22 protein-coding genes are annotated in these 20,988 nt (G+C 66.8%); 13 read left to right on the top strand and 9 right to left on the bottom strand.

From position 1 onward, the window contains the following. Position 1 precedes the first annotated feature (1 nt). Positions 2-1,027, top strand: a complete 1,026-nt coding sequence (hypE, locus tag RVX_RS01125) for a hydrogenase expression/formation protein HypE (protein WP_116307042.1) — start codon at positions 2-4, stop codon at positions 1,025-1,027. 132 nt (positions 1,028-1,159) lie between these two features. Here the strand turns inward: hypE and RVX_RS01130 are convergent, their stop codons facing one another. The 4 genes from RVX_RS01130 to RVX_RS01145 all read right to left on the bottom strand — a co-directional run bounded on the left by RVX_RS01130 (position 1,160) and on the right by RVX_RS01145 (position 4,677). Beyond that, entirely contained in the window at positions 1,160-1,480 is a 321-nt protein-coding gene (locus tag RVX_RS01130; protein ID WP_172596621.1) for a helix-turn-helix domain-containing protein, read from the bottom strand. Then, the gene (locus RVX_RS01135) at positions 1,470-1,838 is read right to left on the bottom strand and encodes a type II toxin-antitoxin system RelE/ParE family toxin (RefSeq protein ID WP_116307038.1); all 369 of its coding nucleotides are present in this window, start codon (positions 1,836-1,838) and stop codon (positions 1,470-1,472) included. Before RVX_RS01135 ends, RVX_RS01130 begins: the two co-directional genes overlap by 11 nt. A 105-nt stretch (positions 1,839-1,943) precedes the next feature. Continuing rightward, positions 1,944-3,293 carry a sugar transferase gene (locus RVX_RS01140; protein WP_172596620.1) on the bottom strand — a complete coding sequence of 450 codons (1,350 nt, stop codon included), beginning with the start codon at positions 3,291-3,293 and terminating at the stop codon, positions 1,944-1,946. 262 nt (positions 3,294-3,555) lie between these two features. Continuing rightward, the gene (locus RVX_RS01145; RefSeq protein WP_116307036.1) at positions 3,556-4,677 is read right to left on the bottom strand and encodes a glycosyltransferase family 4 protein; all 1,122 of its coding nucleotides are present in this window, start codon (positions 4,675-4,677) and stop codon (positions 3,556-3,558) included. Positions 4,678-5,205: 528 nt separating this feature from the next. On the opposite strand from RVX_RS01145, the gene RVX_RS01150 reads away from it, so the two are divergent. The 3 genes from RVX_RS01150 (at position 5,206) to RVX_RS01160 (ending at position 8,299) form a co-directional block, all read left to right on the top strand. Next, positions 5,206-6,231: an NAD-dependent epimerase/dehydratase family protein gene (locus RVX_RS01150; protein ID WP_116307033.1), complete on the top strand. Its 1,026-nt coding sequence runs from the start codon at positions 5,206-5,208 to the stop codon at positions 6,229-6,231. A 145-nt stretch (positions 6,232-6,376) separates the two neighbouring features. Next, positions 6,377-6,733 carry an ArsR/SmtB family transcription factor gene (locus tag RVX_RS01155; RefSeq protein WP_116307031.1) on the top strand — a complete coding sequence of 119 codons (357 nt, stop codon included), beginning with the start codon at positions 6,377-6,379 and terminating at the stop codon, positions 6,731-6,733. 573 nt (positions 6,734-7,306) lie between these two features. Then, positions 7,307-8,299: a permease gene (locus RVX_RS01160; RefSeq protein ID WP_116307811.1), complete on the top strand. Its 993-nt coding sequence runs from the start codon at positions 7,307-7,309 to the stop codon at positions 8,297-8,299. Positions 8,300-8,604: 305 nt separating this feature from the next. On the opposite strand, the gene RVX_RS01165 is transcribed toward RVX_RS01160, so the two are convergent. Further along, entirely contained in the window at positions 8,605-9,165 is a 561-nt protein-coding gene (locus RVX_RS01165) for a tetratricopeptide repeat protein (protein WP_116307029.1), read from the bottom strand. Between the two features lie 275 nt (positions 9,166-9,440). Further along, complete coding sequence (locus RVX_RS01170) at positions 9,441-9,704, bottom strand: hypothetical protein (RefSeq protein ID WP_147307532.1); 264 nt, start codon at positions 9,702-9,704, stop codon at positions 9,441-9,443. Positions 9,705-9,763: 59 nt separating this feature from the next. On the opposite strand from RVX_RS01170, the gene flgB reads away from it, so the two are divergent. From flgB to RVX_RS01205, 7 genes are all read left to right on the top strand, one after another. Beyond that, positions 9,764-10,174: a flagellar basal body rod protein FlgB gene (flgB, locus tag RVX_RS01175; protein ID WP_116307027.1), complete on the top strand. Its 411-nt coding sequence runs from the start codon at positions 9,764-9,766 to the stop codon at positions 10,172-10,174. After that, positions 10,174-10,611: a flagellar basal body rod protein FlgC gene (flgC, locus tag RVX_RS01180; protein WP_116307025.1), complete on the top strand. Its 438-nt coding sequence runs from the start codon at positions 10,174-10,176 to the stop codon at positions 10,609-10,611. Before flgB ends, flgC begins: the two co-directional genes overlap by 1 nt. A gap of 162 nt (positions 10,612-10,773) precedes the next feature. Beyond that, the gene (fliE, locus tag RVX_RS01185) at positions 10,774-11,106 is read left to right on the top strand and encodes a flagellar hook-basal body complex protein FliE (RefSeq protein WP_007525891.1); all 333 of its coding nucleotides are present in this window, start codon (positions 10,774-10,776) and stop codon (positions 11,104-11,106) included. Between the two features lie 296 nt (positions 11,107-11,402). After that, the gene (gene fliF / locus RVX_RS01190) at positions 11,403-13,019 is read left to right on the top strand and encodes a flagellar basal-body MS-ring/collar protein FliF (RefSeq protein ID WP_116307023.1); all 1,617 of its coding nucleotides are present in this window, start codon (positions 11,403-11,405) and stop codon (positions 13,017-13,019) included. Then, positions 12,988-14,004: a flagellar motor switch protein FliG gene (gene fliG / locus RVX_RS01195; RefSeq protein ID WP_116307022.1), complete on the top strand. Its 1,017-nt coding sequence runs from the start codon at positions 12,988-12,990 to the stop codon at positions 14,002-14,004. Before fliF ends, fliG begins: the two co-directional genes overlap by 32 nt. Next, positions 13,991-14,722, top strand: coding sequence for a FliH/SctL family protein (locus RVX_RS01200; RefSeq protein WP_116307020.1), 732 nt, complete (start codon positions 13,991-13,993; stop codon positions 14,720-14,722). Before fliG ends, RVX_RS01200 begins: the two co-directional genes overlap by 14 nt. A 17-nt stretch (positions 14,723-14,739) precedes the next feature. Next, positions 14,740-16,101 (top strand): FliI/YscN family ATPase, encoded by a 1,362-nt coding sequence (locus RVX_RS01205; RefSeq protein ID WP_116307810.1) that lies wholly within the window; start codon positions 14,740-14,742, stop codon positions 16,099-16,101. A 223-nt stretch (positions 16,102-16,324) separates the two neighbouring features. Here RVX_RS01205 and RVX_RS01210 read toward each other — a convergent pair whose 3' ends face one another. From RVX_RS01210 to RVX_RS01220, 3 genes are all read right to left on the bottom strand, one after another. Next, entirely contained in the window at positions 16,325-17,035 is a 711-nt protein-coding gene (locus RVX_RS01210; RefSeq protein WP_116307018.1) for a phosphatase PAP2 family protein, read from the bottom strand. 78 nt (positions 17,036-17,113) lie between these two features. After that, complete coding sequence (locus tag RVX_RS01215) at positions 17,114-18,016, bottom strand: M23 family metallopeptidase (protein WP_007525905.1); 903 nt, start codon at positions 18,014-18,016, stop codon at positions 17,114-17,116. Positions 18,017-18,166: 150 nt separating this feature from the next. Continuing rightward, complete coding sequence (locus tag RVX_RS01220) at positions 18,167-18,913, bottom strand: tRNA lysidine(34) synthetase (protein ID WP_116307016.1); 747 nt, start codon at positions 18,911-18,913, stop codon at positions 18,167-18,169. Between the two features lie 597 nt (positions 18,914-19,510). Here RVX_RS01220 and rpoZ point away from each other — a divergent pair. Together rpoZ and dnaJ are read left to right on the top strand one after the other, a co-directional pair. Continuing rightward, on the top strand, positions 19,511-19,738 hold the full coding sequence (gene rpoZ, locus RVX_RS01225; RefSeq protein WP_007525911.1) for a DNA-directed RNA polymerase subunit omega: 228 nt from the start codon (positions 19,511-19,513) through the stop codon (positions 19,736-19,738). A gap of 6 nt (positions 19,739-19,744) precedes the next feature. After that, positions 19,745-20,869 (top strand): molecular chaperone DnaJ, encoded by a 1,125-nt coding sequence (dnaJ, locus tag RVX_RS01230; RefSeq protein WP_116307014.1) that lies wholly within the window; start codon positions 19,745-19,747, stop codon positions 20,867-20,869. The last annotated feature ends 119 nt before the right edge of the window (positions 20,870-20,988 follow it).

A 20,988-nucleotide genomic window follows, 5' to 3' on the forward strand; every position in this document is an offset into this window, starting at 1 on the left:
CATGGCCGGGGATACGCTACTTCTCGACTACGGCAGCGGCGGCAAGGCCGCGCACCGGCTTATCGGCGAACTGTTCCTGAAGCACTTCGACAACCCCGTGCTGCGCACGCTGGACGACGCCGCCCGGCTGGAAATGACCGGCCCGCTGGCCATGAGCACCGACAGCTACGTGGTGGACCCGCTGTTCTTTCCCGGCGGCGACATCGGCACGCTGGCCGTGCACGGCACCGTCAACGACGTGGCCATGCTGGGCGCGCGGCCCCGTTACCTGAGCTGCGGGTTCATTCTGGAAGAAGGGCTGGACATGGAGGTGCTGGAACGCATCGTCACCTCCATGGGCAACGCCGCGCGCGAGGCCGGGGTGTGCATTGTCACCGGCGACACCAAGGTGGTGCCGCGCGGCATGGCCGACAAGGTGTTCATCAACACCACCGGCATCGGCGAGATCATCGTCAATCCTTCGCCCAGCGGGCATTCCGCCAGGCCGGGCGACGCCGTCATCATCAGCGGCACAATGGGCGACCACGGGCTGACCATTCTCTCACACCGCGAAGGGCTGAACTTCTCGGCCGACGTGCGCAGCGATTCCGCCGCGCTCAACGGGCTGACCGAACGGCTGCTGCTGGAGGTGGGCGACATCCATGTGCTGCGCGACCCCACGCGCGGCGGCCTGGCCACCACCCTCAACGAGATCGCCGGGCAGTCGGGCGCGGTGCTGCGCATCGCCGAGCGGGACATTCCCGTGCGCGACGCCGTGCGCGAGGGCTGTTCGTTCCTCGGTCTGGACCCGCTGTACCTCGCCAACGAGGGCAAGCTGATCTGCATCCTGCCGCAGGAAAAGGCCGACGCCGCCCTTGCCGTGCTGCGCCAGAGCCCCCTTGGCGCGGACGCCGCGTGCATCGGCACCGTGCTGGCCCCCGATGGCGCGGGCCCCGGCCGGGCCGGGCAGGTCATTCTGGAAACGCCCATGGGCGGCCACCGCCTGCTCTCCATGCTGGAGGGCGAGCAGTTGCCAAGGATCTGCTGACGGCGGCGGGCTGATAGATAAGAGAAAAGAGTTTGAATACGAGAGAGGGGGGCTTTGAAAAGCCCCCCTCTCTCGTGCTCTCACCCCGCAAACTTTTTGGTTGGGGGTGCGCAGCATATGCGGCGGATGCCGTCACGTCCGGCAGGTGTCCGAGAACGGCGTCAACTCCACTTCCTTCTTGCCCGGCAGTTGCGCGGTGATGCGCAACGTGCCGCCAAGGGCGCGCACGATCTGGCACAGGGTGCTGATCTGCATGTCGCCGCTGCGCTCCTGCTTGGAGACGGTGGCCTGGGAAACATCCAGAGCGGCGGCCAAGTCCTTTTGCGAAACGCCAAGTTCCCGGCGCAGTTCTCGCAGGTTCATTTCAAGGCGCAACTCGTCGGTGCGCTTGCGGATGGCCTCGCGGCGGGCCTCGGGCAGCGCCGCGATGATCTCGTTGAGCTTACGGGCCATGGTTGCCCTCCTGCGGTTGCAGCGTGGCAAGATGTCTGTCGTACCGGTCATCGGCAATGGGAATGAGCCGTTCGTAGAACCGGGCGTCACCAGCCTTGCTCCCGCCGACCAGCACCACGGCATTTCGCAGCGGGTCGAAAGCGAACAGGAACCGGTAGGGTTGCCGACCAAGACTGAAGCGCAGTTCCTTCATGTTGGGATGCCGGGAACCCTTCAGGGTATCCACGTGGGGACGGCCCAGCGATGGGCCGGTTTCCCCGAGCAAGGAAAGACGTGCCAGCAATTCGTTTTGAAGCGGAACGTCGAATTCTTGGAACTCGACATCGAATGCATCGCAGAAGCTGACGTCCCATTTCATGTCCTGAAAATATAGATTTAAATGCATATCGTCAAGCGGGTGCGCAAACGAAAAGGCCGGCCACCCATGGGTGGCCGGCCTTTGGCGTTCTGAAGGCTGAGCCGCTTACCGCGCCCCCTTGGGGAACAGGATGACCCCCACGGTCTTGAGCACGATCTTGAGGTCGAGCAGGGGCGACATGTTCTTGATGTAGTACAGGTCGTACTCCAGCTTGTAGCGGGCGTCCTCCACCGATGCGCCATACGGGTAGCACACCTGCGCCCAGCCGGTGACGCCCGGCTTCACGGTGTGGCGCACGTAGAAATAGGGGATGACCTTTTCCAGTTCGCGCACGAATTCCATGCGCTCGGGGCGCGGGCCGATGAGCGACATGTCGCCGCGCAGCACGTTCCACAGCTGGGGCAGCTCGTCGATGCGCACCTTGCGGATGAACTTGCCCACCTTGGTCACGCGGGTGTCGCCCTTCTGCGCCCACACCGCGCCGTGCTTTTCCGCGTCCACGGTCATGGAGCGGAACTTCAGCACCGTGAATTCCTTTTCGTGCAGGCCCACGCGCTTCTGTTTGTAGATCACCGGGCCGGGCGATTCCAGCCGGATGACGATGGCGGCAATGGCCATGATCGGCAGGGTAAGCACCAGCAGCACGAACGACGTCAGCACGTCGAACACCCGCTTCAGGCGCTGCATGGACCCCTGCGTGTTCAGGTTGAAGCCGTCTTCCATCAGCAGCCACTCGTCGCGGATGAGGCTGACGGGAATGCGCCCCACCACGTGTTCGTACAGGGTGCGGATGTCCACCACCATCAGGCCGCCCAGCTTGGCGCGCAGCAGTTCGCGGGCGATGTCCTCGTCCAGGGGGGCGTCGGGCAGCATGATCAGCATGGTGGCGTCGTGGGCGCGGGCCACCCCCAGCGGGTCGTACGAGGGGCCAAGGCACGGCCCGGCGTCGGCGTCCATGTCGCCCTCGCCCACGTAGCCCAGGATTTCGGCGTGGGGCATGCTCTGCGCCAGCAGGCTGCGCACCTTGCCCGCGCGGTCCACGCCCACCAGCACCACCCGCTGCCGGGTGACGAACCGCTTGCCGATGCGGTGCCACACCACGCGCCAGGCAAGGCACAGGGCCACCACCAGCACCAGCAGCAGCACGAAGGTGGACCGGTCGAAGCGCCAGCTTTCAAAGGAATAGAAGGTGAAGCCGGTGGCGATGACCCCCAGCACGGAGGCCACGCCCACCCGGGCCACGGAATCGCGGAAGTCTTCCTCGCCCACCGAGTAGCAGTCGAGCACGTAGAACGACAGCAGGAAGAAGAAGGTGGTGAAGAACGAGGCGCCCGTGTAGTCGATGAGCACGCTGTACTCGTCGGGCAGCATGGTTTCGCCGACCACGTACAGCGCGATGAGGATGCACAGGGCGTCCAGCAGGCGGAACAGGCTGTTGCGGATATTGTCGTTCACGCATTCCTCCCGGAATGGATGGGAAATCTTTCGTGGCGGGGGGCTGTCGCACCCAGGCTGGTCCCAGGGGCTGTTTCCAAATTAGGATTTTCGTTCGTTGGCAAGGAAAACAAGCCCGCCATGAGGGAGTGCCCTAGCCGTTAGGTGAGCGGAGCGAACCTTACGGATAGGGACCGCAGCGCGTACTCTTATCGTATTCGACCGACATGGTGGGCGAAGTTTGACGTAGCCACCGGGCGAAAGGACAATTTGGAAGCAGCCCTTACGCCAGCCGCATAACCCGCAAAATATGCTCGCTCACCTTGTCGGCGTCGAATTCCGTTTCCGCCAGCCGCCGTCCGGCCTGCCCCATGCGGGTGATCAGGGTGCGGTCCGCGATGAACCGCTCCATGGCGGCGGCCAGGGCCTTGGGGTTGCGCAGGGGCACGCGGAAGCCGTTCACCCCTTCCTCCACCACCTCGCGGCAGCCGGGGGCGTCCGTGACAACGGCGGCGCGGCCCATGCTCATGCCTTCCATCACCGAGCAGGGGGTGCCTTCGCGCCACGAGGGCAGCACCACCACGCTGGCGTTGGCCACATACGGGCGCACGTCGCGGGTCTGGCCAAGATACTCTATGATCCCCTCGCGCGACCAGCCCTCCACCTCGTCCAGCGGTACGCTGCCCGGCCCGGTTTCCGGCGGGCCCAGCACGCGGAAGCTGGCGTCGGGGTGCTTGGCCTTCAGCAGGCGGGCGGCGTCGGCGTATTCGCGCAGGCCCTTGGCCTCCAGCAGGCGGCCCACCAGCAGGAACGAGGGCGGGTCCAGCACCGGTTCGGCCTGGGCGAAGTGGTCCAGCGCGACGCCGGTGCCCCGGCACATGGCCACGGAGGTGGAGTGCGGGATGATGTGGTTGTCCTCGAACACCCGGCGGTCTTCCATGTTCTGGAAGAACACCGTGCGCACACAGGAGAGGGCCACGCGATAGAGCAGGGCGGCCACCTTGGTCAGCACGCGCTTGACCGGGGTGTCCGCCTCGAACATGTAGCCGAGCCCGGTGATCATGGCGTAGCGGGCGGGCACGCGCGCCAGCGCCGCCGCCGTGGCCCCGTAGATGACCGGCTTGATGGTGAAGCAGAAGGCCACGTCGGGCCGTTCCTGCCGGAAGACGCGGTACAGCGCGGTGAAGGTGGCGGCGTCGCGTACGGGGTTCAGCCCCTTGCGGTCCAGCGGGTAGCCCGCCACGCGGGCCCCCATGGCCTCGAGCGCGGCGCGGCCCTCGGCGTCGGTGTCGGCGTCGGGCACGATGCACAGCACTTCGTGGCCCAGCGAACGGAGCCTGCGGATGAGCACGCTCCAGAAATTGACCATGGCCCGGGCCTGATTGCCCAGAATGGCGACCTTCATCTGATGCCTCGCTGGCTGCGCGCCCGGTTTGGTCCGGGCGCTGGTCCCGGCAGGGCGCCGGGGGGTGGTTCGTGCCGCGCGGCGCGGAACGCCGGGGCGGAAGAACGCGCACCTTGTAACAGGACGGCAGGTTGCTGAAAAGGGGGCCGGGGGCCGCGCGCCGCCGTGGCCTTGGGAGCCTGGTCCCGGCGCGCGGCGGGGGGCGTCATCATCCTGTCGTCATTGGATCATGGCGGAAAATCCATTCACGTTCCGTGCCGGGCGGCGCGGTCCCGTGTCGCCCCTTTACAGGGTTGGGCGTTGGGAGTAGAAGCGCGCACGTTGCGGTGGTGCGCGGCGACCCTGGCCTCAAGGCCGGGGCATCACCCAGGCCAAAAGGCCGAGACATCACCGACCCGCAAGCCCGACGTCCCGTTGTCCCGCCTTGCCGCACCCCGGCCCGCAGCCCATCCTTTGACGCCGTGCCCCGGCGCACGTACAATACCCGCTCCATCAGAAACCACCACTCCCTTGGGAGGATGATCCATCATGACCCGTTATACCGCCCTGTTGCAGGAACTGGAAGCCGCCCCCCGCACCTGGCTCGTCACCGGGGTTGCGGGCTTCATCGGCTCGAACCTGCTGGAAACGCTGTTGCTGCACGGGCAGAAGGTGGTGGGGCTCGACAACTTCGCCACCGGCTACCAGCGCAACCTGGACATGGTGCGCGAAATCGTGGGCGCGGACCTGTGGCGCAACTTCCGCTTCAAGGAAGGCGACATCCGCAACCTGGACCACTGCCGCGAGGTGTGCGAGGGCGTGGACCACGTGCTGCACCAGGCCGCCCTGGGTTCCGTGCCGCGCTCCATCGAAGACCCCATCCTGGCCAACGAGAGCAATATTTCCGGTTTCGTGAACATGATGGTGGCCGCCCGCGACGCCAAGGTGAAGACCTTCGTCTATGCCGCGTCCAGTTCCACCTACGGCGACGAGCCCACCCTGCCCAAGGTAGAGGACAAGATCGGCAAGCCGCTGTCGCCCTACGCGGTGACCAAGTACGTCAACGAACTGTACGCCGACGTGTTCGCCACCTGCTACGGCATGAAGGCCATCGGCCTGCGCTACTTCAACGTGTTCGGCAAGCGGCAGGACCCCTTCGGCGCGTATGCCGCCGTCATTCCGCAGTGGTTCGCCTCGCTGCTGCGCGGCGAGACCGTGTACATCAACGGCGACGGCGAAACCAGCCGCGATTTCTGCTACATCGACAACTGCGTGCAGGCCAACCTGCTGGCCGCCGTGGCCACCGACGAGGCGGCGCTGAACACCGTGTACAACGTGGCCTTCGGCGAGCGCACCGACCTGAACCAGCTGTTCGACCTGATCCGCGAGGAAGTGAGCCGTCACAAGCCCGATGCGGCCAACGCCAGGCCGGAGCACCGCGAATTCCGCTTCGGCGACGTGCGCCACTCGCTGGCCGACATCAGCCGCGCCCGCACCCGCCTGGGCTTCGAGCCCGCGTACAACGTGCGCCAGGGCCTGCGCCTGTCCGGCGACTGGTACGCCGCCAACCTGTAGGCCGCCGTGCGTGCGGCGGGCGTTGCCCGCGCCCGTGCCGTTCGCCAGATTCGTCCCCCTCGCCCCGCCGCAGCCCCTGCGGCGGGGCGCTTTCTTTCGTCGCGGGGCCTTGCCTAATCCGGCCCGAAGGAGTATTTGGCGAAACATGCAAATGATTGCACCGGAACATGTCGCTGCCCACCGCAAGCTCATCGAGGCGCAGGCGGACATCTTCAAGGCGCTGGGGCATCCCAGCCGCCTGCTGATGGTCGAGGAACTGACGCGCGGCGAACGCTGCGTGTGCGAGTTGCAGGCGCTGGTGGGGTCGGACGTGTCCACCGTGTCCAAGCACCTCGGCATCCTCAAGGGCGCGGGCGTGGTGCGCGACGAGAAGCGCGGGGCCAACGTCTACTATTCGCTGGCCTTGGGGTGCGTGCGGTCGTTTCTGGATTGCACGGGGCACCACATCGACAACGCGGCCCACGATCTCGCCCGGCTGGTGGCGCTGCGGCCCAAGGGGTAGGCGGCGGTTGCGCCGAAGCCGACCGGGGCGGCAGCCTCGCGGGCTTTTTTTTGGAAACCGAATTTGCACATTATGCCAAATAGGCAATTAAAAAGATCCGGGGCGGCTGCCCCGCGGTAAAAGGACGACAACATGGCTCACGGGCACGACGACACAGGATCGGGCGCGGTTGTTTCCGCCGTTGTCACGGACATGCGCAGCGGGCAGGACGTGGATTACGAGGCGCAGAGGGCGGCGTCCGGTGACGAATGCGGGGGCGCGTCTTCCGGCTGCGCCTGCATGGCGGGCGCGTCGACCGTGCCCCACGGCGGCCATGCGGCCGGGCTGCGGCCGTTGCAGCCCTTTGCCCCGCAGCCCGCGTCCGGCGGTGGCGGCTGTGGGTGTTCCGCCCCTTCCGTGTCTGCCGGGGCGTTGGGCACGGCGGGCGCAACGCTGACGCCCCTTGCCCCGCGCGCGTCCCTGTCCGGCATCGACGCCTCGCCGGGGGGCGGTTGCGGCTGCGCGGCGTCCCCCACCTCCTCCGACCTGCCTCTTGAACAGGAGCGCGCCGGGCTGGCGCGCCGCCTGGCGGTCATGGCCGTGGCCCTCGTGGCGTGGTGGGCGGTGTACCTGAACCTGCCCGCCGCCTCGCGGGCGTTGACCTACGACGTGCTGGGGCTCACGCCGTCCTCGCATCTGGGCGAGGCGGTGGAGTTCTTCCTGTACGACACGCCCAAGGTGCTGATGCTGCTGGCGCTGGTGGTGTTCGGGATCGGGGTGGTGCGCTCGTTCTTTACGCCGCAGCGCACCCGACGGTTGCTGGCCGGGCGCAACGAGGCCGTGGGCAACGTGCTGGCGGCCCTTTTGGGCGTGGTCACGCCGTTCTGCTCCTGCTCGGCGGTGCCGCTGTTCATCGGCTTCGTCTCCGCCGGGGTGCCGCTGGGGGTGACCTTCTCCTTCCTGGTGTCCGCGCCCATGATCAACGAAATCGCCGTGGTCATGCTGTACGGGCTGCTGGGCTGGAAGGTGGCCGCCCTGTACGCGGGCACCGGCCTGGCCATCGCCATCGTGTCCGGCTGGGTCATCGGCCGGCTGGGCATGGAACGCCACATTGAGGGCTGGGTGTTGCAGGTGCGCGCCGACGCCGAACAGCAGCACGACATGGACCTGTCCTGGTCCGGGCGTATCGACTACGGCGTGCAGGCCATGCGCGACATCGTGGGCAAGGTCTGGCCGTGGGTGGTGCTGGGCATTGCCGTGGGCGCGGGCATCCACGGCTACGTGCCGGAGGGTTTCATGGCCTCGATCATGGGCCGGGGCGCGTGGTGGGCCGTGCCGCTGGCCGTGGGCATCGGCATTCCCATGTATTCCAACGCGGCGGGCATGATTCCCGTGGTGCAGGCCCTGCTGGGCAAGGGCGCGGCGCTGGGCACGGTGCTGGCGTTCATGATGGCCGTCATCGCCCTGTCGCTGCCAGAGGCGGTGATGCTGCGCCGCGTGCTGAAGCCCCGGCTGGTGGCCGTGTTCTTCGGCGTGGTGGGGCTGGGCATCATGCTGGTGGGGTACCTGTTCAACGCGCTGGTCTGATCCACGCAGGTTCCGCGCGGCAAGGGCCGGGCAGAGGGCGTCCTCCCCCTCCTGTCCCGGCCCCTGTCCCTGTTTCGGCCCACGTTCGGCCGCCACCGTCAAAAAAGGTGACGGGCGCATGGCGCTCCCCGGGGGAGCGCCATGCGCCCGTACTGCGTTTCCGCTCCCTCTCGCCGTCCGAGCGTTGGCAGAATGACGGCGAAAGGTGATTTTCCGGCCCCTAGCGCCAGCATCGGGGCCGGAAAATCGTATGGGGAGGGGAGTATCTTGCCGTGACTTGCCGCGTGTGGGCGGCGTTGCCCCGGCTACCCGAGCAGGGCGTACATTTCGCGGGCGTCGGCGTGGTCGGGCGTGCGGTCGAGAATGGTCTCGAGTTCGGCCCGCGCCTCGTCCTTGCGGCCAAGGGAGATCAGGCACCCGGCCAGCGAGAAGCGCACGTTGTCCTTTTCGGGGGAAAGTTCCAGGAACGCCCGCAGGTGGGCGACCACTTCGTCGATGCGGCCAAGGTGGTAGCCAAGGCGCAAGAGGCCGTTCATGGCCACCAGGTTGCCGGGGTTCATGCCCAGCGCGGCCACGAAGTGGTTGAAGGCCTCGGCGTGCGCGCCGGTTTCCATTTCCACCAGGCCCATGCCCGCCAGCGACTTGTCGGTGGCCTCGATGGCGGCCGCCTTGCGGTACAGCACCAGGGCGGCATCGAGGTTGCCGCGCTGCACGGCGATGGTGGCGAGGCCCAGGTACGGGTCCGGGTGCACGCCATTGCTGCCGGCGGCCTTGCGGTAGTACTCCTCGGCCTTTTCAAGGTCGCCCATGAAAAGGTAGCACTCGCCCAGTTCCTTGTTGATTTCGTAATCGAGATGGTTGCTCATGTTCTCCCCTCCATGCCGTAAGGCATTGCGCTTCTGTGTCGCCCCGCGCTGCGCGGGGCGGGCGCCGTGCTGGCGGCGCCGGAGCGGTTCGCGGGATGGTTTCGCGAATGCTCCCGGGAAAGCTGTGCCCATGCCCTCCGTAAGCACGATGCGTGCCATTGCTGGCGACGGAGTTTTCGTGGGCGCAGCGAGCATAGCAAGCCCCATGCCATGCCACTTTTGCAGAACCTGTGCATGGCCGCAATATATGAATATATAAGATGTATTTTTGAAGGTTAAGGCGCCCGCCGGGTCTTCACCGTGCAGGCCGCCACACCCGGTGGGGGCACAAACCGCCGGTTTGCCGTCTCCACCCACCGAACCGAGGGGGCAAAACCTGCCGCCGCCCGGCCCATCGCGAGATGGTCGGGCGGCGTCGTCATTCCGGCGGCGGCAGGAAGGGTGAAAACAGGATTTTTGCTGGCAATACGCTGAAACAAAAAATCTTCCTTCGGCTGGAACGTCTCTTGCTCAACCGGGGGTGCATCCACGGCCTGCATCGGCGGCCACCACCCCCTGCGCGGCGCACGCCCCAGGGGCGAACGGGGAGGAATCCCGCATGAAAAGCCTGTACGAACCGCATGTGAACCTTGTCGGCAAGGTCATGAACATGCAGCTCCAGCGTCAGAATGTCGTCATGAGCAACATCGCCAACGTCCGGACGCCCGGCTACAAGCCGCGCGAACTGGAGTTCGAGAAGCAGTTGCAGGCGGCGCTGAACCTGGACGCCAAGGGCCGGATGACCCGCACCGAGGATAACCACATGCCCGCCGTGTTCGACCCGGAAGGCTTCAACGCCGATTGGGACAAGGCGGCCAAGCCGCGCATCGTGCACGGCGAAGACCGGGTCAACCTCGACAAGGAAATGGCCAAGATGGCCAAGAACTCCATGCATTACACCGCCCTCTCCACCGTCATTCGCGGCAACTTCGAGGGCGTCAAGACCATCATACAGGAAGGGCAGAAGTAATGGACTTCATGACCGCCATCGATATCGGCGCTTCCGCCCTCAGTGCGGAACGCACGAACATGAACATCATTTCCATGAACCTCGCCAACGTGAAGACCACCCGCACGGAGAACGGTGGTCCTTACCGGCGCAAGACCACCATCATGGCGGCGCAGGACGTGGACGACCCCTTCTCCAAACACATGCAGGGCGCGCTGGACCGCGAACTGAAGGGCGTGCGCGTGATGCACGTGGCCACCGACTCGCGCCCCATGAAGCGCGTGTACGAACCCGGCCACCCCGATGCGGACCAGGACGGCTTCGTGGCGTACCCGGACATCAACGTGGTGGAGGAAATGGCCAGCCTGATGACCGCCCAGCGCGGCTACGAGGCCAACGTGACCACCATCGACACCGTCAAGGCCATGTACACCAAGGCCTTGGAAATCAGCCGCTAGCATCCGGATGGTGCGTTCGTCGGCTGACCGCGTTTAGGCGCGTCTGGGCGCGGCGCGGCACCGAGGTCACATGCGAAAAGGCATGCTCCCTCGTGCCGATCACGCCCCCCTCGCCAGCCGACGAAACTCCGCATCCGGCAAGAACACCAGGGAGACACGGCCATGACCATCCAGGCGGTAGGGCTGAAGGCGTACTCCAACGCCCTCGGCAACTTCACCAAGGCCGAACAGGCCACCCGCGCCACCGCGGCGCCCACGGCATCCGGCATTCAGGCCAAGTCGTTCACCAGCACGCTTTCCGAGTCGCTGACCAAGGTCAACGACATGCAGGCCGAAAAGGCCCAGATGATCCAGTCCTTCGCCGCCGGGGAAACCCAGAACGTGCATGAGCTGATGATCACCCTGCAGAAGGCCGGCCTTGCCGTCAGCATGACCTCCGCCGTGCGGAACAAGGTCATGGAGGCGTATAAGGAACTCAGTCGCATCCAATTCTAGGCATTCGGCCCTTCCCGCCGCTGCCTTCGTCAGCCGGCACGGTTCATTCGGTCACGCACGGAAGAGTGCGCTCCCTTCATGAACCGCTTGGCTTCCTCGGCAGACAGCGGGAATCATCCGAATGCCCCGGCGCGTGACTTTGCCGGAGAACGAAAATCCGACCGCGCCAGGCGCCCGGCAGGCGACGGAAAGCACCGGATGCCCCGGCGCGGTGCCTGAAGAAACAACCCGCACGCGCACCGCCCGACATCACGCATCACGCCTCGCAGCCCAGAGACCACCCGGAGGAAGAACACATGGCTCCCGCTCTCGCAGACGCCGTCCAGAAGGCCAAGGGATTCTGGTCGCGCATTTCCACCTCGCAGCGCATCTTCATCGCCGGGCTGTCCGTGGCCGTGGTGGGCGTGTTTTTCGGCCTGGTGTTCTGGATCAACCAGCCCGACTACCGCGTGCTGTACTCCAACCTGCCGCCCGAGGACGCCAGCCGCGTGGTCAAGCTGCTGCAGGCCGACAAGGTGGCCTACAAGCTGGAGAACAACGGCGCTTCCGTGCTGGTTCCCGCCGACAAGGTGTACGACCTGCGGCTGAAGGTGGCCGGTGAAGGCGGCCTGGTGGGCCAGGGCATCGGCTTCGAGATTTTCGACCAGATCAAGGTCGGCCAGACCGACTTCGTGCAGAAGATCAACTACCAGCGCGCCCTGCAGGGCGAACTTTCGCGCACCATCTCCGAATTTCCCGGCATCGAGAGCGCGCGGGTGCATCTGGTCATTCCGCACCGCAGTCTGTTCATCGAGGAACAGCAGAAGCCGTCCGTCTCGGTGGTGCTGAAGCTGCGCGACAACAAGAAGCTGGAGCCCAAGGACGTCCAGGCCATCGTCAACCTGGTGGTCATGGCCGTGGAAGGGCTGGACAAGAACAAGGTCTCGGTCACCGACACCAGCGGCAAGATCCTGTACGCGCCCAACGAGGACGGCAGCGTCGACGGCATGACCTCGACCCAGCTCGAGCACAAGCTGCGCATGCAGCAGAACCTGGAGCGCCGCATCGAGGAGCTGCTCTACCCGGTCATCGGCGCGGGCAAGGTCATCGCCAAGGTCAACGCCGACCTCGACTTCAGCCAGCGCACCATCCGCAAGGAACTCTACGACCCCGAAAAGACCGTGGTGCGCAGCGAAAGCCGCAGCGAGGAATCGCAGCGCGGCCGCTCGAACCTCGAGGCGGGCTCGCCCGACGCCAACTTCCGGGGCGATTCGCCCACGGGCGGCGCGTCCACCCAGGAGGGCAACCGCGAAACCCGCACCACCAACTTCGAGATCAACAAGGAAGAGCAGAACATCGTGGCGCAGGTGGGCGACATCTCCCGCCTGACCGTTGCGGTGATCGTGGACGGCACGTATGAGAAGGGTGCCGACGGTCAGTGGACCTTTGTGCCCCGCAAGGCCGAGGACATCGAGCGCATCCGCCAGCTGGTCTCCAACGCCGTGGGCTTCGACCGCGCGCGTGGCGACACCATAGAGGTCAGCAACATTTCGTTCGGCGGCCCCGACGCGCCGCAGGAATCGAGCCTTGCCCAGTTGGTCATGGATTACGCCCTGCGCCTTGGCAAGCCGCTGCTCAACGCGCTGCTGGTCTTCCTGTTCCTGCTGCTGGTGGTGCGGCCGGTGGTGCTGGCCATGATCCGCCCGCGCGTGGAAGGCGAGATGATCGAGGGCCTGGAAGGCCTGCCCGCCGGCGAAGAGCGCCTTGCGCTCATCGAGGGCGACGAGGAGATGGACGCGCTGGACGCGCTGAAGAAGATCGAGGACATCAAGGCTCACGCCCTGCAGATGGCCGAACAGAACATGGACCAGGCCGTGAGCATCATCAGGAGTTGGCTGAAGCATGCCGAAGGATCCAAGGTCGGAGCAGCTTAAGGGCCCCCAGAAGACGGCGATCCTGCTTCTCGCGCTGGGTGACAAGTTCACCTCGGAAGTCTTCAAGCGCATGGAGCGGCAAGAGATCGCCGCCGTCTCCAAGGCCATCGTGGAACTGGACACCGTGCCCAAGGAGCTGGTGGAGGAAGTCCTGCGCGAATTCCACACCGCCCTGGTCACCGGCCAGGACATGATCGCCGGCGGCGCGGAAGCCGTGAAGCGCATGCTCATGAAGAACCTGGACAGCGAGACCGCCAAGTACATCATGGACTCGCTGAACCTCGACTCCGGCCCCGCGCCCTTCCGCGAGTTGGGCAACGTCAGCCCGCGCCTGCTGTCCCAGATCCTGCGCAACGAACACCCGCAGACGCTGGCGCTCATCCTGGGGCACATGCACCCGGACAACGCCGCCGAACTTCTGACCAACCTGCCCGCGGGCGTGCGGCCCGAGGTGCTCATGCGCCTCGCAAGGCTCGAAGCCGTGCCCGAGGACATGCTGATGGAAGTGGACAAGGTGCTGCAAAGCCAGCTCATCGCCATGGGCGGCAAGGAAGGCAAGAAGGTGGGCGGCGTGCCCGCCGTGGCCGAGATCCTCAACGCCGTGGACCGCGCCACCGAAGAGGAAGTGCTGGCCGAAATCGAGGAAGAATCCTCGCAGATGGCCGAAGACATCCGCAACCTCATGTTCGTGTTCGAGGACGTGAAGGCCCTGGACGACCGGGGCATCCGCGAACTGCTCAAGGAAATCTCCAACGAGGACCTCACCATGGCCCTGCGCGGGGCATCCGACGACCTGAAGGAGAAGTTCTTCAAGAACATGTCGGAACGCGCGGCCACCATGATCCGCGAAGACCTCGAGATCATGGGCCCCACGCGTCTGTCCGACGTGGAGGGCGCGCAGCAGAACATCGTCAAGACGGTGCGCAGGCTGGAAACCGAAGGCCGCATCATGGTGGGCCGCGGAGGCGGCGATGTCTTCGTCTGATGCCGAAAAGCCCGACCGCTGGGGCACCATCTTCATGGGGCCCGGCCCCCTTGGCGAAACCACGCTGACCGGCATGGAGGGCGCTTCGGCGCGCCCGCTGTGGGACGAGCACACCGAAGAGGAATACATGGAGCGCGTGCGCGCCAAGGCAGAGGCCAAGGCGCGCGAGATGCTGACCCAGGCCCGCATGGAGGCCGAGGTCATGCGCGCCGCGGCCCATGACGAGGGCTACAACGCGGGCATGGCCCAGGCCCACCGCGAGCTGGAGGAATTCCGCGCGGCCATGGGCGAGTCGGTGTCCGCCGTGCTTTCCGCCATCCAGGGGCAGTGTTCGTCCATCTTCGCCGGGTGGCGGGCCGACCTGGTGGGGCTGTTGCGCGCGGCGGTGGAGCGCGGGGTTGGCCTGGTGGTGGACGCGGAGCGCGCCGCCGTGCTGGAAACGCTGTTCGTGAAGTCAGTGCAGGCGCTGGAGCAGCGCCGTACCCTCACCGTGCGCGTGAACCCCGAGGACGAGCCCGCCGTGGCCGACATCATCGCCGCCACCAAGGAGCGCTTTCCGGGCCTGGAGGCCTGGACCGTGCGCGGCGACGCCGCCATCGGCCCCGGCGGCATGGTGGTGGAAAGCCGCGACGGCATGGTGGACAACACCATCGAGACCCGCCGCCGCATCGTCGAAGAAGTGCTGGCCGGGCTGACCCTGCCCGAGGACCGCCCGTGAGCCCGGCCGAAAGCGCCATGTCCGGGCTGGACCCGGCCGCCTGCCTGCGCCTGCTGGGCGAGGTGCAGGCCATGCAGACCTACGGCAAGGTCACCAAGGTGGTGGGCCTGGTTGCCGAAGGCTGCGGCATAAAGGCCCCGCTGGGCGCGGTGTGCCACATGCTGCCCGAGGGCTGCGAATCCGGCGCGGGCGGCGCGCCCGAACAGGCGGACCCCGCCTCGTGCGGGGGCATCGCCGCCGAGGTGGTGGGCTTTCGCGACGGCAACCTGCTGTTCATGCCCTATGGCGACCTGCGCGGCATCCGCCCCGGCAGCCTCATCCGCAACACCAGCCTGCCCCCCGTGTTTCCCGTGGGCGACGCGCTGCTTGGCCGAGCCTTCGACGCCTTCGGCGTGCCGCTGGACGGCGGCGCACCCGTGCCCACCGTGGATTTCGCCCCTCTGTACGCCTCGCCGCCCAACCCGCTGGCCCGGCCGCGCATTTCCGACCCGCTGGACGTGGGCGTGCGCGTCATCAACAGCCTGCTCACCCTGGGCAAGGGGCAGCGCGTGGGCATCATGGCCGGTTCGGGCGTCGGCAAATCGACGCTCATGGGCATGATGGCCCGCTACACCGTGGCCGACGTGAACGTCATCGGCCTCATCGGCGAACGCGGCCGCGAGGTGGTGGAGTTCATGGAAAAGGACCTGGGGCCGGAGGGGCTGGCCCGCTCGGTGCTCATCGTGGCCACGTCCGACCAGTCGCCGCTGGTGCGCATGCGCGCCGCCTATGCCGCCACCGCCGTGGCCGAACATTTCCGCGACCAGGGCAAGGACGTGCTGCTGATGATGGACTCGGTGACGCGCTTCGCCATGGCCGCGCGCGAGGTGGGCCTTGCCGTCGGCGAACCGCCCACGACCAAGGGCTACACCCCCACCGTGTTCGCCCAGCTGCCCAAGCTGCTGGAACGCGCGGGCCGCAGCGAGAAGGGCACCATCACCGGCATCTACACGGTGCTCGTGGACGGCGACGACTTCAACGAGCCCATCGCCGACGCGGTGCGCTCCATCCTGGACGGGCACATCGTGCTCACCCGCGACCTTGCCGACCTGGGGCACTTTCCCGCCATTGACGTGCTGCGCTCCATCAGCCGCCTGCGCAGCGACATCTGCGCGCAAAACGTGGTGGACGCGGGCCGCGTGATCACCCGGCACATGGCCACCTTTCGCAAGGCCGAGGACATGATCAACATCGGGGCCTACGCGCCGGGCAGCAACCCGGACATCGACAAGGCCATTGCCATGAACGGCCCCATCAATGCCTTTCTGCGCCAGGACGTGACCGACGCCGCGCCGCTGGCCGATTCGTTCGCGCAGTTGCAGGGCTTGGCCGCCGGGTAGCGCGGGCCGCAAGGGTGTCGGCAATTTTTCGAAACGAAGCGGGCGGGGCAGCAATGCCCCGCCCGCTTCACATGATGGCGATGTGCGTTTCAGGATGCCTCCGGCGACCAAGGACGGCAGCCGTTATGCGAGGCTTCGAGCATTACGGATGGCGATCGCAGCGCGGCTGTCGCCCCTTGGCCCCCCGCTTCAAAGCGGCCGCCTTGCAGCGCGAGAATCTTCGTCAGGCCGGGCTGTTGCGTTGCCCCGTGGCCTTCCGCCACGCCCACACCGCCGCGCAACCGGCAAGCAGACCCACCAGCCAGCCGCCCAGCACGTCGGAAGGGTAGTGCTTGCCAAGGTACAGGCGGGAATAGCCCACCATCAGCGGCAGCAGGAAGACCAGCCGCAGCGCCGGGGACGGGCGGGGAGCGGCGCATGCCGTGGAACCGGCGGCCGGTGCGGCCGGTGCGGCCGGTTGGGCCAGGGCTTCCCGTTTCCGGGCCGCGCCAAGGCCCGGCAGCATGGCGTACAGCGCCACGGCCACGGCCATGGTGTTGGCCGCGTGGGACGAGACGAAGGAATCCCCCGTCGATTTGCCTTGCGCGAAATCGGCGGGGTTCTGCTTCCATGCGCCGTCGTCGCGGTGGTGCACCAGCGGCAGGGCGTTCAGCGGGCGCACCCGGTCCGTGGATTTCTTGAACACGTTGCCCGCGCCGTCGGCCAGCCCGGCGGCCACGCCCACCACCAGCAACAGGGACAGCAGCGGCCGCAACCCGGGCTTGCCCGTGCGGGCAAGGTACAGCGCCGCGCAGGCGGCGATGGCCACCCACAGCAGCAGGGTGCTGGAAACCAGCGGCATCAGCAGGTCCAGCGGGGTGTTGCGCCAGTCCACGTTGACGCGCAACAGCCATTCGATGTCCCACTCGAAGGGGGTGTCGAAGATATGCAGCATGGGGTGGGTGCGGAAAGAGGGTGGGGGACCCGGATGGGCTGGATGTCGCTGGCTGCGGGACCGAAGCCGTGCGTGCGTCTAGTTCAGGATGTAGCGCATGGGATTCACGCACACCCCGTTCAGCCGCACCTCGTAGTGCAGGTGCGGGCCGGTGCTGCGCCCCGAATTGCCGATGTAGCCGATAAGGTCGCCCCGGTTCACGCTCTGGCCGTCCCGGATCACGAATCGCTGCATGTGCGCGTAGCGGGTGGACAGCCCCCCGCCGTGTTGCAGCACCACGCAGTTGCCGTAGGCGCCGTCCACGGCGGCGAAGGTGACGGTGCCGCGCGCGGGGGCATAGATGGGCGTGCCGGGGCGGTTGATGACGTCGATGCCCTTGTGGAATTCGCCCTTGCCGGTGAACGGCGAGACGCGCATGCCGAAGGTGGAGGAAATGTAGCCGTCGGCGGGCCAGATGGAGGGGGTGGCGGCCAGCACCTCGCGGTTGTCGCGCAGGGCGCGCACCAGTTCCTGCTGGCGCACCTCTTCCAGCCGCACGTCGGTGGAAAGCTGCTGCAAAAAGCTGTGCATCTTGCGGGCCAGCAGTTCCTGGCGGTGCAGGGGCAGGTAGCTCTTGGAGAAGTCTTCCGAGCGGGAGCCGCCCATGGAGGCTGCTTCGCCGGGGTCCTTCTCCATGTTCATCATCAGGCGCAGCTTGGAGTCGAACTGCTGCACGCGGCCAAGGTCGGCCTGGAGGCTGCGCACCTTGCCCACCATGTTCAGCATCTGCCCGTTCTGTTCCTCCACCGTGCGCTCGGCCTCGGCCAGGCGGCGTTGCAGGTTCAGGTTCTCGGTGTAGAAGCCCCACAGCCACACGTTCAGCCCGGCCAGCGCCAGCCCCAGGCAGACCACGGCGAAACCGAACCACCCGCGCATGCGCAGGTTGCGGTGGGCGCCGTCGCGTTCCTTCAGGATGACGATGTGGTACTTGCCGAGCAGCATGTGTCGCGTGCGGTCCTGCGGGTTGTGGCCGGTCAGGCCGGTCCTGTGGAACCGGTGGGTCCGGTGCGGCCGGAGAGTGCGGTCGGTGCGGAAGATGGCGTCCGGGCCGCGCGTTGCGGCTGGCGCTAGAGCCTATCGCGTTGTCTAGCGTTATTGGTCCGAGGGTGTCAACCCAAGCTGCCAACGAATCAACCCGTTGAAAATATTTGCCTTCGCGAATTTGCTGCCCTTGCACAGTTCCTTCACTTCGGCGGTCATCTCGCTGCGGCGCGAATCGGTGGCCGACGGGCAGGGGTTGGACCACACGGGCAGGTTCCACTGGTTCACGGCGCGGGCGATGACCGGTTTTTCCACCAGCATCATGGGACGGATGACCGTCAGCCTGCCGCCGAAGAAGGCTTCCTTCATGGACATGCCGTCCACCCGCCCGGTCTGGACCAGGTTCATGAAAAAGGTGGTCACCAGATCGTCGGCATTGTGGCCGAAGGCCAGGTGGGTCAGTCCGTACTGCTTGCACAGTTCGAACAGCCGGGTGCGGCGCAGCTTGGCGCAGTAAAAGCACGGCGAATTGCGCAGGTTGGCGGGCGAATGGGCCACCGGCCCGTGGTCGGTGACCTCGATGTGCGAGGCCACGCCGTTGGCGCGCAGCCAGGGCAGCAGCGGGGCGTGGTTGTGCGGGTCGAAGCCGGGGTTCACGTGCAGGGCCATGATCTCGAACTTGAAGGGCACGATGCGCTGTCGCAGCTTCAGCACCTGCAACAGCACCCAGCTGTCCATGCCGCCGGAAACGGCCACGCCGATGCGCGCGCCGGGGTGGATCATGGCGGTCTGCTGCATCAGCTTGCCGGTGGCGGTGACGCACTGCTTCTGGGCGTAGGAAAGTTTTTCGCGGGGCATGGAATTCTCCGTCGGACGGGATCGGGCCGCGGCCGGCCGGGACCGGTCGGGGCGGGGTCGGCGCGCATCCGCAGGGGCGGGTCGGCCGGGTGCCCAGGCAAAAAAGCGGGATGAAGGACCGCCGGGCCGCCCCCCGATACCCCGGCGGGCACGCGGAAGCAACCGCTGACAGGCCGAGTGCGCCACGCCCCGTGCATGGGCCGCGCGCGTGCATCAACAAACAGTGTGCGTTCTTGCCAGACGGGACCAGGTTGTTTGCGGTTCCGGCGGCGTTCGGTCGGCGCGGCCCCGGTGCTGGCCTGGCGTGGGGCTGGTGCTGGCCGGGGGCGGACAAGTCGCGGCGGCATGCCCGCACGCAGGGTGACGTTTGACGCCCCTCGTGAAGTCCCCCGCGAAGTCCTCTTGACGCCTCTTGACGGGACGGGTATGTTGCGCAGCTTGGCGTGGTGCGTCCTCGTGCCGCCAACGTGCCGGAAGTCGATCGCCGCCCCCCGGAATCCGGGTGGGGGCTGGACAACCGGCCCTGCCGCATTACCTGAAAGAGGCGTTGCGCGCACCCGCGCCGCTGCGCCCATCATCCTTCCGCAAGGAGCTCCCATGGCCCGCATTACCGTTGAAGATTGCCAGGAACGCGTGGACAACCGCTTTCTGCTGGTGCAGATGGCCATCAAGCGCGTGCACCAGTACCGCGAAGGGTACGAGGCGCTGGTCGATTCCCGCAACAAGGAAGTCGTGACCGCCCTGCGCGAAATCGCCGCCGGCAAGGTGCTGCCCGATGAAGAGGCGCGCTACGTGGAGACCGAGGACGACTTCCGGGCCGAATAGCCAGCCATGAGCCAGCGCGACTATTACGAAGTGCTCGGCGTCGCCCGGGACGCGTCGGAGGACGAGATCAAGCGGCAGTATCGCAAGCTTGCGCTCCAGTACCACCCCGACCGCAACCCGGACAACCCCGAGGCCGAGCAGAAGTTCAAGGAAGCCGCCGAGGCCTACGACGTGCTGCGCGACGCCGACAAGCGCGCGCGGTACGACCGGTTTGGTCACGCGGGCCTCAACGGTAACGGCGGCGGTCACGGGTTCGACAACGCCGAGGACGTGTTCGCGCATTTCAGCGACATTTTCGGCGATCTCTTCGGCTTCGCCACCGGTTCGTCGCGCATGCGCGGGCCGCGTCCCCAGGCCGGGGCCGACCTGCGCTACAACCTGTCCATCACCTTCCGCCAGGCGGCCAAGGGCGACGAAGTCACCCTGCGCCTGCCCAAGAAGGTGGCCTGCGACGAATGCAACGGTTCCGGCGCGGCCCCCGGCACGCGGCCCGAGGCCTGCCGCCACTGCGGCGGCAGCGGGCAGATCCGCCAGAGCCAGGGCTTCTTCCAGATCGCCGTGCCCTGTCCCGTGTGTCGGGGCGAAGGCCAGGTCATCCCCACCCCCTGCCCCAAGTGCAAGGGTTCTGGCATCCTGCAGCAGGTGCGCGAGCTTGCCGTGCGCATTCCCGCCGGGGTGGACACCGGCAACCGCCTGCGCCTGCGCGGCGAGGGCGAGCCGGGTCTGCACGGCGGCCCCCCCGGCGACCTGTACGTGGTTGTCAGCGTGGAGCAGGACAAGACCTTCCGCCGCCAGGGCCAGGATCTGGTGATCACCCACGAGGTAAGCTTCGTGCAGGCCGCACTTGGCGACCGCATCGAGGTGCCCACCCTGGACGACCCGGTGACCCTGGACATTCCCAAGGGCACCCAGAGCGGCGAGGTGTTTCGCCTGTCCGATCAGGGGTTGCCCTACCTTGGTCACCACCAGAAGGGCGACCTGCTGGTGGAGGTGCGCGTGCTGACGCCCGTCAGCCTGACCAAGAAGCAGGAAGAGCTGCTGCGCGAATTCGCCAAGCTGGAAGAAGGCAAGCCCTTCGAGAAGGTCAAGAAGGTGGCGCGCAAGATCGGCAAGGCCATGGGCATGGAATAGGGCGAAGGCGGCGGGGTGATACACCCCGTGGCCGAGGCTGCGTTCATGCTGCCGATCCGCATGTTTCATCCGCCCCCGGCGCAGTTGCGCCGGGGGCGGACGTTTTTTCGGGCGGCGGA

The sequence above is a fragment of the Nitratidesulfovibrio sp. HK-II genome, assembly GCF_003402415.2.
Lineage (GTDB): Bacteria > Desulfobacterota > Desulfovibrionia > Desulfovibrionales > Desulfovibrionaceae > Cupidesulfovibrio.